The sequence below is a fragment of the Noviherbaspirillum sp. genome (assembly GCF_036846085.1).
Lineage (GTDB): Bacteria > Pseudomonadota > Gammaproteobacteria > Burkholderiales > Burkholderiaceae_D > Noviherbaspirillum.
On the sequence record NZ_DAIUCO010000005.1, the window covers coordinates 1 to 12,000 of the forward strand.

Here is a 12,000-nt window from a genome sequence, read left to right on the forward strand (position 1 = left end):
GAAGCGAAATTTGTCTGAGCCGCAGGCGAGTTTATTTCGCTTCCCGTTTTGACCGTGTCGCTTTTGGGCACCCGCGCAGCGGGCGGCGATAACGGGGTCGCCTTTTTTGCCTTCTTTTTTGGCGAAGCAAAAAAGAAGGTGGCCCGCCGGGGCCAGTCCCGGCTAGTCTCTTCGAAGAGCAGAAAGCGTTGCATCATCGGAGAAATCTTTACCCGTAGCTCTGAATTTTCACCTGCACAGAATCGACAGCGCCACCACCCCAAACAGCTCAAACCTTCAACCGGTACCCCGTCCTGAAAATCCACCATATCCCGCCAAGGCACAACAGCATGAACACTACGGTCATGCCGAGACTGATCGCAACACCGACATCCGATACCCCGTAAAAGCTCCAGCGGAATCCGCTGACGAGATACACCACCGGATTGAAAAGCGTTACCTTTTGCCAGAACGGCGGCAGCATGTTGATCGAGTAAAAACTGCCGCCGAGGAAGGTGAGCGGCGTGACGATCATGATCGGAACGATCTGCAGTTTTTCCCAGCCGTCCGCCCAGATGCCGATGATGAAGCCGAACAGGCTGAAGGTGATCGACGTGAGGATGAGGAAGGCCAACATCCAGAATGGATGGGCAATCGAGTAATCGACAAAGAGCCTTGCGGTGACCAGGATGATCAATCCGAGGATCACCGATTTGGTTGCCGCCGCGCCGACATAACCGATCACGATTTCGAATGCGGAAATCGGCGCTGACAACACCTCGTAGATCGTTCCCGCCCACTTCGGCATGTAGATGCCGAACGACGCATTGGAAATACTTTCCGTCAGCACCGACAGCATGATGAGTCCCGGCACGATGTAGGCGCCGTAGCTGATGCCGTCGATCTGCGCCATGCGTGAGCCGATTGCCGACCCGAATACGATGAAGTAAAGCGAGGTGGAAATCACCGGTGACGCGATGCTCTGCAGCAGCGTACGCCAGGTGCGCGCCATTTCGAAAATATAGATGGCCTTGATCGCGTGGATATTCATGCGCGTTCCCCCTTGCCGTTGCCCTTCACCAGGCTGACGAAGATTTCTTCCAGCGAACTTTCGCTGGTCTGCAGGTCCTTGAAGTGGATGCCGTGCTCGTCGAGTTTCTTCAGCAACTCGGGTATGCCCATGCGTTCTCCCTGCGCATCGAATGTATAGACGAGCTGGCCGCCGTCCGCCGACAGCTCGAGCCGATAGCCGGACAGATCGGCCGGCACCGCCTGCAGCGGCTGCTGCAGGTGCAGGGTGAGCTGTTTTTTGCCCAGCTTCTGCATCAGCACCGCCTTGTCTTCGACCAGCAGGATTTCACCCTTGCTGATCACGCCGATGCGGTCGGCCATTTCTTCCGCCTCTTCGATGTAGTGGGTGGTGAGGATGATGGTCACGCCGCTTTCCCGCAACCGCCGCACCATCTCCCACATATCGCGCCGCAACTCGACATCGACTCCCGCGGTGGGTTCGTCGAGAAACAGGATGTTCGGCTCATGGCTCAATGCCTTGGCGATCATCACGCGACGCTTCATGCCGCCGGATAAGGCCATGATTTTCGAACCGCGCTTGTCCCATAGCGACAAGTCCTTCAGCACCTTTTCCAGGTAGGCGGGGTTCGGCGGCTTGCCAAACAGTCCGCGGCTGAATTTCACCGTATCCCAGACAGTCTCGAAGGCATCCGTCGAAAGTTCCTGCGGCACCAGACCGATCTTGGTGCGCGCGGCACGATAGTCGCGGGCAATGTCATGTCCGTCCGCCGTCACGATGCCGCTGCTGGCGTTGACGATGCCGCAGACGATGCTGATCAGGGTGGTTTTGCCGGCGCCGTTGGGGCCGAGCAGGGCGAAGATTTCGCCGCGCCGGATATCGAGGTTGATGTTCCTGAGCGCCTGGAATCCGGACGCGTAAGTTTTGGTGAGCGATTTAACAGAAATAACCGGTTGCACACGGCTTCCTTGATAAAAGAATAAATGGATGCGGCAAGATATCACCGTTTCAGGGAACGGCGCAGGCAGCATCTTCGCGCCGGATGCCGCCGTTATAATTTTGTCAAATCTCAAAAACTTGCGCTAAATCATTATTTACGCGCTTAGTTCTGGCAAGTTTGGTCGGCGAAGCCTATGCTGAAATCCTAACTTTCAGAGAGAGCATCATGCCTGGAAAACATGCGATCGCGCTGTGTGCCATTTCCACTACCGGGCTGCTCTTCCTGCCCGCGCCGGCGTCGGCGAATGGCATGTTCTCGCTGTATGACAGCACCGCTTCCCTACCCGGCAACCCGGCCTTGCGCCAGGGCGGGACCGGCACCGGCCTGACGCTGCGCGGTGTCGAATGGGGCGGTGATCGCTATAATCCTGCATCTTTTTACAACGTTCGCATCAGCCAGTTCGACAGCCGGCATCCGAATTGGGGCGCGGCGCTCGATTTCAGCCATTACGGCACCGGTTACAGCGCGCTCAGCCGTGGCCTCGCTTCGGAAAATTTCTGGCGCGGCCCGGCTAGCGGCACGGCAATTCCGGAAAGGCAGGCCCAGCGCATGGACATTTCCAGCGGCGTCAACATCCTCAGCCTGAACGGCATCTACCGCTGGCAAAGTCCCCGGCTGGCCGGCGGCCGGCTGCTGCCCTATGCGGGTGCCGGACTGGCTTACCGCTTCTCCCAGGCGGATAGCGCCGCCGACCACGATGCGCACGACTTCAACGATCAGGCTTCCGGATTCGGTTATCAGGTGCTCGGCGGCCTCGAGTACCGGATGACGCAGCGCATGGCCGCCTTCGTGGAAGCCAAGTTCAACAGCGGCACCGGCCGTCTCGGTTTTTCGCATCGCGATCACGATGCATCGCCGAACTCCTTCCGCGCGCTGGCGGGGTTCAATTACCAGTTCTGAACCGGCATGCACGGCCCCTCAATTGCATGCAGGGCTATTAACTTCTGATCAACTGTGTTGACTTTGCCAGCTTCAAAGCAAGAAGCGGAAGCGAGGATGCTATTTGGTGGGGTATTGTCTGAACTGCGGGATGTTCGGCGCACGCCGGGCAAGCATTATGCGCTGGAGCCGTTGCTGTGCACGCGGCTGGCGGCATGTTTGTGCTGGACTGCATCGCCTCGGGCGCGATCTGGTTTGACATGGAAGCCATCGGCGTCAGTGTGCTGATCAACGCACGGCAAAAAGGATTGAGCGCCTCCCCCTGCAGTACGCTCGTGATGCTGAGCGCACTGGCGCTGGAAAGAATCGAATCGACCAGAAGCGCCAGTTTCGCGTGCGACTTGCGCAAGGCGCTGCAGATATGGAGGCGTAGGAAAACGGCGGATTCGCGTTAACGCTAATTGATGTCAGACATATGTCGGTGTCTGAGTCGTTTTGGAGCACCGCGCTCAATGTTAATGTCGGCGATGCTATGTGCTTTTATCGGTACTTTTCTGAGCGCTGCGTAATCGGTTCCGGTTTGTTCTTCACTGTAGGAACTTTCGCTTCTTCGGATTGCTCCGCTATGGCTTTCTTCCTCATTTATGGAATTTAAAAAACTCCAATCAATGGGGAAGGCTGACGAAGATTCGGAGGATGACGTAATTTCTCCTTTGCTCTCAGCGCGTATGCCTCTCAGCACTCCCAGGCTTTGCGCGCATGCGGCGAATTTAACATAGGTAAGGGTGGTGCCAAAACCGATAAGGATGTTGTTAAGAATATTATTAGAACCTTTGCCGCCGCTCGATACCTCCATTTTTGTTAATAAATTTGACATGGTATTGGATATCGCATTCGAACATGCATAAACCCCTTCACGCGCAAGCATTGACCCCACATACCTGCGGTGGATATTGCGGAGTGATTCAGCGAAGCTTTGATCCTTGCGGCCTAATTCGTATCCGAATTCGACTTGTTCTGCCACTTCTTTCAGTTGAGCGGGCGTGGGTGGCGGCAGTCCATGGCCCTGATGGTATTCAATGCGTTTTTTCTTATCAAGCTCGGCGGATTTTTTTGTGCGATCCGTGCCGAGGTCTGCCCAGTTAAGCGATTCGCCAATTGCATTGATGAATGCAAATGCGGTCAGAACACTAATCTTTTGCCCCCAAGTATTCTGATGAGTCAAACTCGATCCATTGAGAATGGCTTGTTGCGCTGCAGTTTGCCCCAGATTGACTGCGGCTGATACCCCCCCCATATTTGACTGCCGACCCCTGTGCTTCCGAATGTGTCAGGGTTGCATCTCCTGACTTCGGGCCTGTAAATATTTCTTGGGCTGCTTCCCGCAGGCCGCCATAAATGGATCCACGGACAACTTCCTTGACCATATTTGTTGCTATCGCCATGAAAAGCGGATTGGAAAGGGATGCTGTTGCAGATAATTTTCCGATCAGACACACGGAAAACGCGCCTACCGGCATGACTGCGGCGCCGCCTGCCATCATCAACCAGTCTCGTGTGGTTTTTTCTTCCAGCTTCTTCCTTTCGGCATCCGGCATCGCATCGAACTTTTCCGACGGTATTCCAAAATGGGCGGCTATTACACTCGATTTTTGCTCTGTACTGAGGTCGCGAAGATCCGTACTATTTATGAGCGTTCTAATCCGGTAAATTGCAGTACCGGCCAAAAGTCCCGTAAGCACGAGCGGCATTGTATAGTTGCCCTCTTCAAGGTTATCGGAGGTGGCCTGAGCAGACCATCGTCCCAACGAATCAGATCCGCCGACAATCGGTAACTGATATAAAAAAGATGCAGCTACTCCGCCGCCATAAGTGACAAAGTTTTTCATGAATTCCAAGCCTTTTTCCGATAGCTCCCTTCCATCGGGGGTGAACAAATCCTTCACTGATGTAGGTATCAGCCACTGCGGTAACTTCAGTACGGAATCTGCTCTGCCGGACACTGCACGCCCTTCCACGAACGCTACTCCTCCCATCGATTCTTGAATGAATGTCGCAAGTTGCCTCACCGCCGCAACCGAGGTGTTCATAACCGCCGATCCGGCTGATTTCACAATGTTGTTATATGCTGCGAGACTGATGTCAATCGATCCATGGTACGCCGCCGAGGCGCCTCTCGCTGCACCGCCTGCTGCAGCATAAATAAGCCTCCGCATCGCCGCCCCGCTCCTCGCAAATTTTGCATGGTGACCTGCAAGCGCAGTCTGCCCGGCGGTTTCTGCATAAGACGTGAGGACTGGTACGCTCGTTGATGCAGTAGATAACAACGGTTCGTTAAGATGCGTAGGAAGAGTCGTGGGATATGAGCGTGATACCGGCGAAGTCATAGTATTGGTTCTTTATTATTGTGGATCAATTTGTTGATTAGTCTGCAAAGATTGCCTCATGTACTCCAGGGTTTTTCGGAAGGCAATAAGGATCGTGGTTCTTATGTTCATCAATCTGGTTCTTGTAGTGCTGCTTAGTCTCTCCTGTTCAAGTTTTCTCAATGAGTCTCCTGGAATGCATGGAGAAAATCATTTGTTAGAGTTAACACGCCATGCGGGTATTAATGTGGTCTTACTCCAAGGTGCGGATCTTGGCTGATCCATATTCAATTTCCGAAATTCATAAAGAGGCAGCGTTTGCTTAGGCCGGCGCAGGAATAACTTATGGCGTTTTTCCGTTCTCGCCCTAGGACGAGTGTCCGAAAACTTTACTTATTTTTTCTTGCGCGGCCGCTCACTAACACTTGCAGGCAAAAAATGCCTAATAGGGAGAAATCTGTATGTGCTGACGACCATGTTGGCTACGCTAGAAAGATCGTCTCTGTGGCAATCCAACAAGAAAAGTTCCTTCGAAACAGTCCAGTTGATATAAGCGCTGGAGCCGTTGCGGTGTGCCATGGTGATGTCATGACAGGCGCCGGTTCTCTGCGGGCGATCGAGGTGTTGGGGCCGAGCAGCTGGTGCAGCTGAACGATCTGTTCGACGTGGCAGCGCCTCACGTCTGGACGACTTGGCTGTCCGGCACATCGTGTCGGCCTTTGATCAGCAGGGCCTGATCGTACGTGGCGACGTCGAGGTAGCGGAGAAATTCAACGAAATTCGGGCTGCGCAGGCGCTAATCGAATATTTCGGGCTGCGGGTGCGTGTCTTGAGGATGGATGCGTTGCACTGTAAAAAATTGCTGGCGCTCGCGTTGGAAAGGCAAGCTGACGCCCTGGTGCAGGTCAAGTGCAACCGGCCGACGCTGCTTGCCGCGCTTGTTTTGTCCTTCGTTTGCTTTAAACTGGCGCGGACTTCATCAACACCGGCCGCCGCGCCAGCGACATTTCCATGACCACAACTGCAACATCCTCCGCTCCGTCTCTTCCGCTCGACATGATCATTTTCGGCGGCGCCGGCGACCTTTCGGTCCGCAAGCTGCTGCCGGCGTTGTACATGGCGCATCTGCACGGCAACCTGCCACCTTCAACTCGCATCATTGCCACCGGACGTCATGATTACGATCGCGCCGGTTATCTCGAATTCGTGCAGTCGAAGTCGCAGCCGTTCATCAACGAGCGGAATTTCGAGCAGAAAGCGTGGGATGAATTTCTCCGGATGCTGGAGTATGTATGCCTCGATGCGACGGATACTGCGGGTTTCGCCGCGCTGGCCAAATTGTCGCGGCAAGGCGTGCAGCGCGCCTTCTATCTTGCCACCGCGCCGAGCCTCTTCACCACTATTTGCGAAAATCTCGCCGCCAGCGATCTGATCGACGGCAACAGCCGCGTAGTGCTCGAAAAGCCGCTCGGTCACGACCTGAACTCGGCGCGCGAGATCAATGCCGCAGTGGGCAAGCATTTCAGCGAATCGCAGATTTATCGGATCGACCACTATCTCGGCAAGGAGACCGTGCAGAACCTGATGGTGCTGCGCTTCGGCAATGGCATTCTCGAGCCCCTATGGCGTGCGCCGAATATCGTCAGTGTCCAGATCACCGTTGCGGAAACCGTCGGCGTCGGCAGCCGTGCCGGGTTTTACGACGAGACCGGGGCCTTGCGCGACATGGTGCAGAACCATCTGCTGCAATTGCTTTGCATTATCGCCATGGAGCCGCCGGTATCACTTGATCCGGATGCAGTCCGCGACGAAAAGCTGAAGGTCATACGGTCGTTGCGCCGCATGACGCTCGGCGACATCGCGCGCGACACCGTGCGTGGCCAGTACACGGCCGGCGCCGCCGCCGGCGAGGTCGTCAAGGCGTACCGCGACGAGGCCGGCGTGCCACCGGACAGCCGCACCGAGACCTTCGTCGCGCTGCGCACCTATGTCGACAACTGGCGCTGGGCCAATGTGCCGTTCTTCTTGCGTACCGGCAAGCGCATGCAGAAGCAGCTGTCGCAGATCGTCATTGAATTCGCCGATCCGCCCTTGTCGATTTTTCCCGACGCACCGCGCAGCCGAGCCAATCGTCTCGTGATCCGGCTTCAGCCTGAGGAATCGGTGCAATTGCAGTTGATGGCGAAGCAGCCGGGCAGCGGCATGCACATGCTGCCAGTCAATCTGAACCTCGACCTGCAATCGGCATTTTCGCAGCGGCGCGCCGAAGCCTACGAACGCCTGCTGATCGACGTGGTGCGCGGGCGGCTTACGCACTTCATGCGGCGTGACGAACTCGAAGCGGCATGGTCGTGGGCGGACCCGATCCTGGCAGGATGGAAAGAACTCGGTGAAAAGCCGCAGCTGTATACCGCCGGCAGCTGGGGACCGGATTCATCGGGGGCATTGCTCGCCCGGCAGGGATTTTCCTGGATTGAATAATCCGTCTTTGTTTGTCAGTGGCAAGGCCTGAAAAAGCGCAGTGGTTGAGCGACTGCAACGCGCTTCCGTCAATACGCGACATACTTGTCCACGAACACGCCTGCGGCAGACGACGGCAATCCGGCCGTCGTTGAATTGTTGCCCGCAGGTCAAGGACAAGGAAGCCCGCAGTGAAACAACGTTGGACCAGCGGCAACAAGATCACCCTGCTTGAAAACGGAGAACAGTTTTTTCCACGGGTATTTGAGGTGATCGCCGCCGCACGGCAGGAAGTGGTGCTGGAAACCTTCATCCTTTACGAGGACAAGGTCGGCATGGCGCTGCATGCGGCATTGCTCGCGGCGGCGGTCAATGGCGCGCGGGTCGATGTGACAGTGGACGCGTTCGGCTCGCCGGACCTGTCGGATGAATACATTGCCTCGCTGACCGCAGCCGGCGTGAAGATACATGTATTCGATCCGGCGCCGAAGCTTTTCCGCCGCATCAACTACTTTCGCCGCATGCACCGCAAGATCGTGGTGGTGGACGGGGTGCGAGGCTTCGTCGGTGGCATCAATTACTCGGCCGATCACCTGGGCGACTTCGGGCCGGAGGCGAAGCAGGATTACTCGATCGAAATCGAAGGACCGATCGTCGCGCAAATCCGCAAGTTCGCTTACGATGCCATCGCCGAAGGCAATCCCGCGCGGCGCTGGTATCAGCGCCTTCGCACATCGATAGCATCCGGCGTTCCCAAGGAGCCGGCGGTGGCGGGTTTGGCGGACGCCATGTTCGTCTTTCGCGACAATCGCCAGCACAAGCGCGATATCGAACGGCATTACCGCGTCGCCATCCGCCTTGCGCGCCGGCGCGTCATCATCGCCAATGCCTATTTCTTTCCGGGCTACGCCTTCCTCAGGGATTTGCGCAAGGCGGCCCGGCGCGGCGTCGAGGTGACACTCATCCTGCAGGGCAATCCCGACATGCGCATCGTGCAGATCGCGGCCGCCATGCTGTACCACCACCTGCTGCGCGCCGGCGTGCGCATCTACGAGTACTGCGACCGGCCGCTGCACGGCAAGGTGGCGCTGGTGGACGAGGAATGGTCGACCGTCGGATCGAGCAATCTCGATCCGCTGAGCCTGACACTCAACCTGGAAGCGAACGTGATGATCCGCGATCGCACATTCAACCAGCAGTTGGCCGACAACCTGCAGAAGCTGATGCGGCACAGTTGCAAGAAGATCGAGACTGCCGACCTCCAGGAATCCAGCACATTGCGCCAGTTGCGCAGCTTTATTTTATTTCCGCTGCTGCGGCGGTTTCCGGCATGGGCCGGCTGGCTGCCTGCCCATGCGCCGAAGCTGACGCCGCTCCAGGCCGAGCAGATTCGCAACGGGGCCGACAGGCTGGACGAAAAGGCGTGGTCGTGAACGACTCATCCGACGCGGCGCGACGTCCCGCTGGCAACGGATTGACGTCGAGGCCCTGGTGGCCGTGGGTAAAGCGCGCGGTGAAAATCGCGTTCTTCGGCGTCGTCGCCTATCTCCTCGTGACACAGGCACGTTCAGTGGAATGGGAGGAGGTCGTTGCCGCAATCGGCCGTCGATCGGCCCAGGGATTGTGGCTGGCGGCCGCCCTTGCGGCGGCGAGCCATGCACTCTATAGCTGCTTCGATCTGCTTGGCCGGCACGTCACCGGCCATTCGCTGACAACGCGGCAGGTGGTCACCGTTACCTTCATCAGTTACACCTTCAATCTCAACATGGGCTCGCTGATCGGCGGCGTCGCGTTCCGCTATCGCCTGTATTCGCGGCTGGGACTGGAAGCCGACGTCATCACCCGCGTGCTTGGCATGAGCATGCTGACCAATTGGCTCGGATATTTGCTGATCGCCGGCCTGGTCTTCTGGTGGTGGCCGATTGCGCCGCCGCCTGACTGGAAACTGGATACCACCGGATTGCGGGTGCTGGGCGCCGGCCTGTTCGCGGTCGCCATCGCCTACATGCTGCTGTGCACGTTTTCCCGCCGGCGCACCTGGACGATACGGGGGCATGACATCACGCTTCCGTCGTTAAAGCTTGCGCTGGTGCAGCTGGCGATGTCCTCCGTCAACTGGATGCTGATAGGCGGCATCGTCTACATGCTGCTGGAACAGAAAATCGCCTATCCGACGGTGCTCGGCGTGCTGCTGGTCGCCGCCATCGCCGGTGTGATCACCCATGTACCGGCAGGCCTCGGCGTCATCGAGACGGTATTCGTCACATTGCTGTCGCATGAGATGCCAAGACATGAATTGCTGGCGGCCCTGCTTGCCTATCGCGCCCTCTACTACCTGATCCCGCTGGTCTTGGCCACGCTGGTGTATTTCGTGGTGGAAGCCCGTGCCAAGCGGAAGCAAGCGGGCAGCGGCGCACGTTGAATCGCGCCGCCTGCCGCTGCGGTGCGGCGGCAGGCCGGCGATATCGGCGATACTCAAATCCGTCCGAGAAACCAATTCACTGCGAACTGCGCCACTTCCCCCGGAATGGTGTGACCGCCGTCGAACTCGTCATACATCACTTCATATTCCGCACGCCGCAGCCGCGCTACGATTTTCCTGCTGCACGGTTCGATCGGAAGGACTTCGTCCCGGTTGCCGTGCGAGATAAATACCTTCGGCTGCCCACGCGGTGTAATCGGCGCGATGAATCCGGGCGAGAAGGCGATGACGTGGGTGAATAAATCCCCGTTCGCCAATCCCAGGGTCAGCGCATACGACGCGCCGTCGGAAAAGCCGCCGATCGCCAGGCGGCCCGGGTCCACCGCATAGTGGGCAAAGACATGCTTCAGCGCCTGATCCACCATGGTCACGTCCACGCCGTATGCCCGGTTGGCTATCACATCCCAGGTATGGGAAGTGGAAGCGGGAGCGATCAGGATCAGGCCGTTGTCGTCCGCAAGGTGTTGCAACACATCCAGTCCATGCCGGGAATGACCGCCCGCGCCGTGCAGCAGCAGCACCAGCGGCGCCGGGACAACGGGGTCATAGCGTGGCGGTACATAAAAATAGCTATCGCGCGCTCCGCCGACATCGAGTTTCTGCAAACCCGGCGTGGCCGGGCCGTCGGGTTGGGAAGGGCGCGCCTGCAAGCGTGCATCAATGGACATTGCCGGCTCCGGAATGATCAAAAGACATTAGAGCGTCGTTTCGCATCGTGTTCCCCGGGCGCGCCCTGAGCAGACCGGTTCTGGCACGGCTGCCGCCCAAGGGATGACGGCATGTTATGCAAATGAAAACCTTAGTGCCACTTAATCGTGGCGATTGAAATATGTCATGGACAATGTGTTGATTAAAATATTCCTATGGGCAATAATTGCGTCACGTTAAGTTTTTGTCTTGGACAATATAATTAAAGGAAAAGCATGGAACCCGTCGCCGGTCAAATATTGACGCCCGAGTACAGGGAAAACCTGGTCGCTTTGTCGTACGTGATATCCGTTCTTGGTTCGTTTGCGGCACTGCAGTGCGCACGGTGGATGATCCGCCCCGACGGGCGGACCGACTGGGCGATGGTGGCAGGCGCGGCCGTGTCGCTCGGCGGGGTGGGGATATGGGCCATGCATTTCATCGGCATGCTTGCCTATCGGGTCGGTGTGAATGTCAGCTATGAGGTTATTCCCACGGTCGCGTCACTGGTTGCCGCGATCGGCTTGTCCGGCCTGGCACTCTACCTTACCGGCGGACGCGGCAAATTCCGGATTTCCGGATGGCTGGCCGGAAGCTTCCTGGCAGGCCTCGGTGTTGCTGCAATGCATTACATCGGCATGTACGCGATGAACATGCGGGCGACCATGTCGCTGGATGCCTTCACCGTCGCGCTGTCGGTACTGATCGCGGTCGGCGCAGCTTCCGCCGCACTGTGGATGGCGTTCAACCTGTCCCGGTGGACTTACCGGCTGATCGCAGCGTTTGTCATGGGCGTCGCGGTCTGCATGATGCACTACGTCGGCATGACCGCCGCGACGCTCATCTGCACCAGCGCCGAACCGGCGGGCTTTTTGACACTGCGTGCATGGCGCATGGAGTTCTGGGTGGTGCTTGTTTCGATTGTCGTTTTGAGCTACGTGTTCTGGATTTCCACGTCACGCCTGGTGGACAAGGCGCTGACGACGCCCTCGCCAACCTGAAACCATGACCTGAAACCGGCTTTTTGCCTTCCTGCCGGCATTCCGCATGCCGGCAGCGTCGCGTCTCCAGACGCTTCAAACCCTTCTTCCACCTTGTTGCAAATCGCCATCTTGCG

At 57.5% G+C, this 12,000-nt stretch carries 12 protein-coding genes and 1 pseudogene; 7 read left to right on the forward strand and 6 right to left on the reverse strand.

The window, feature by feature from the left end:
• From V7080_RS01115 to V7080_RS01125, 3 genes are all read right to left on the reverse strand, one after another.
• Positions 1–197: hypothetical protein (locus V7080_RS01115; RefSeq protein ID WP_334186549.1), on the reverse strand; the 197-nt coding region annotated here is incomplete at its 3' end.
• 71 nt (positions 198–268) lie between these two features.
• Complete coding sequence (locus tag V7080_RS01120) at positions 269–1,030, reverse strand: ABC transporter permease (protein ID WP_334186550.1); 762 nt, start codon at positions 1,028–1,030, stop codon at positions 269–271.
• The gene (locus V7080_RS01125) at positions 1,027–1,968 is read right to left on the reverse strand and encodes an ABC transporter ATP-binding protein (RefSeq protein WP_334186551.1); all 942 of its coding nucleotides are present in this window, start codon (positions 1,966–1,968) and stop codon (positions 1,027–1,029) included. Before V7080_RS01125 ends, V7080_RS01120 begins: the two co-directional genes overlap by 4 nt.
• 206 nt (positions 1,969–2,174) lie before the next feature.
• Here V7080_RS01125 and V7080_RS01130 point away from each other — a divergent pair, with 206 nt between their 5' ends.
• Together V7080_RS01130 and V7080_RS01135 are read left to right on the forward strand one after the other, a co-directional pair.
• A complete protein-coding gene (locus V7080_RS01130; protein WP_334186552.1) occupies positions 2,175–2,909 on the forward strand; it encodes an outer membrane protein in 735 nt (244 codons plus the stop codon).
• Positions 2,910–3,064: 155 nt separating this feature from the next.
• Positions 3,065–3,339: pseudogene (locus V7080_RS01135) on the forward strand (alanine--glyoxylate aminotransferase family protein); the annotation flags it as partial.
• Between the two features lie 6 nt (positions 3,340–3,345).
• Here the strand turns inward: V7080_RS01135 and V7080_RS01140 are convergent.
• Positions 3,346–4,113 carry a hypothetical protein gene (locus tag V7080_RS01140; RefSeq protein ID WP_334186553.1) on the reverse strand — a complete coding sequence of 256 codons (768 nt, stop codon included), beginning with the start codon at positions 4,111–4,113 and terminating at the stop codon, positions 3,346–3,348.
• The gene (locus V7080_RS01145; protein ID WP_334186554.1) at positions 4,079–4,978 is read right to left on the reverse strand and encodes a hypothetical protein; all 900 of its coding nucleotides are present in this window, start codon (positions 4,976–4,978) and stop codon (positions 4,079–4,081) included. The genes V7080_RS01140 and V7080_RS01145 overlap by 35 nt, the downstream gene beginning before the upstream one ends.
• Before the next feature lie 967 nt (positions 4,979–5,945).
• On the opposite strand from V7080_RS01145, the gene V7080_RS01150 reads away from it, so the two are divergent.
• The 4 genes from V7080_RS01150 to V7080_RS01165 all read left to right on the forward strand — a co-directional run bounded on the left by V7080_RS01150 (position 5,946) and on the right by V7080_RS01165 (position 10,136).
• Positions 5,946–6,269 (forward strand): hypothetical protein, encoded by a 324-nt coding sequence (locus V7080_RS01150; RefSeq protein ID WP_334186555.1) that lies wholly within the window; start codon positions 5,946–5,948, stop codon positions 6,267–6,269.
• Positions 6,266–7,735: a glucose-6-phosphate dehydrogenase gene (zwf, locus tag V7080_RS01155; protein WP_334186556.1), complete on the forward strand. Its 1,470-nt coding sequence runs from the start codon at positions 6,266–6,268 to the stop codon at positions 7,733–7,735. The genes V7080_RS01150 and zwf overlap by 4 nt, the downstream gene beginning before the upstream one ends.
• A 170-nt stretch (positions 7,736–7,905) precedes the next feature.
• Positions 7,906–9,147: a cardiolipin synthase ClsB gene (gene clsB, locus V7080_RS01160; RefSeq protein WP_334186557.1), complete on the forward strand. Its 1,242-nt coding sequence runs from the start codon at positions 7,906–7,908 to the stop codon at positions 9,145–9,147.
• Entirely contained in the window at positions 9,144–10,136 is a 993-nt protein-coding gene (locus V7080_RS01165; protein ID WP_334186558.1) for a lysylphosphatidylglycerol synthase domain-containing protein, read from the forward strand. Before clsB ends, V7080_RS01165 begins: the two co-directional genes overlap by 4 nt.
• A gap of 53 nt (positions 10,137–10,189) precedes the next feature.
• On the opposite strand, the gene V7080_RS01170 is transcribed toward V7080_RS01165, so the two are convergent.
• The gene (locus V7080_RS01170) at positions 10,190–10,864 is read right to left on the reverse strand and encodes an alpha/beta hydrolase (protein ID WP_334186559.1); all 675 of its coding nucleotides are present in this window, start codon (positions 10,862–10,864) and stop codon (positions 10,190–10,192) included.
• Positions 10,865–11,119: 255 nt separating this feature from the next.
• Between V7080_RS01170 and V7080_RS01175 the strand changes: the two genes are divergently transcribed.
• Positions 11,120–11,884, forward strand: a complete 765-nt coding sequence (locus tag V7080_RS01175) for an MHYT domain-containing protein (RefSeq protein WP_334186560.1) — start codon at positions 11,120–11,122, stop codon at positions 11,882–11,884.
• Positions 11,885–12,000 lie beyond the last annotated feature (116 nt).

Coding starts and splice junctions, on each gene's coding strand:
- V7080_RS01120 (WP_334186550.1), bottom strand. CDS start 1,030: ATGAATATCCACGCGATCAAGGCCATCTATATTTTCGAAATGGCGCGC.
- V7080_RS01130 (WP_334186552.1), top strand. CDS start 2,175: ATGCCTGGAAAACATGCGATCGCGCTGTGTGCCATTTCCACTACCGGG.
- V7080_RS01145 (WP_334186554.1), bottom strand. CDS start 4,978: ATGAACACCTCGGTTGCGGCGGTGAGGCAACTTGCGACATTCATTCAA.
- zwf (WP_334186556.1), top strand. CDS start 6,266: ATGACCACAACTGCAACATCCTCCGCTCCGTCTCTTCCGCTCGACATG.
- V7080_RS01170 (WP_334186559.1), bottom strand. CDS start 10,864: ATGTCCATTGATGCACGCTTGCAGGCGCGCCCTTCCCAACCCGACGGC.
- V7080_RS01175 (WP_334186560.1), top strand. CDS start 11,120: ATGGAACCCGTCGCCGGTCAAATATTGACGCCCGAGTACAGGGAAAAC.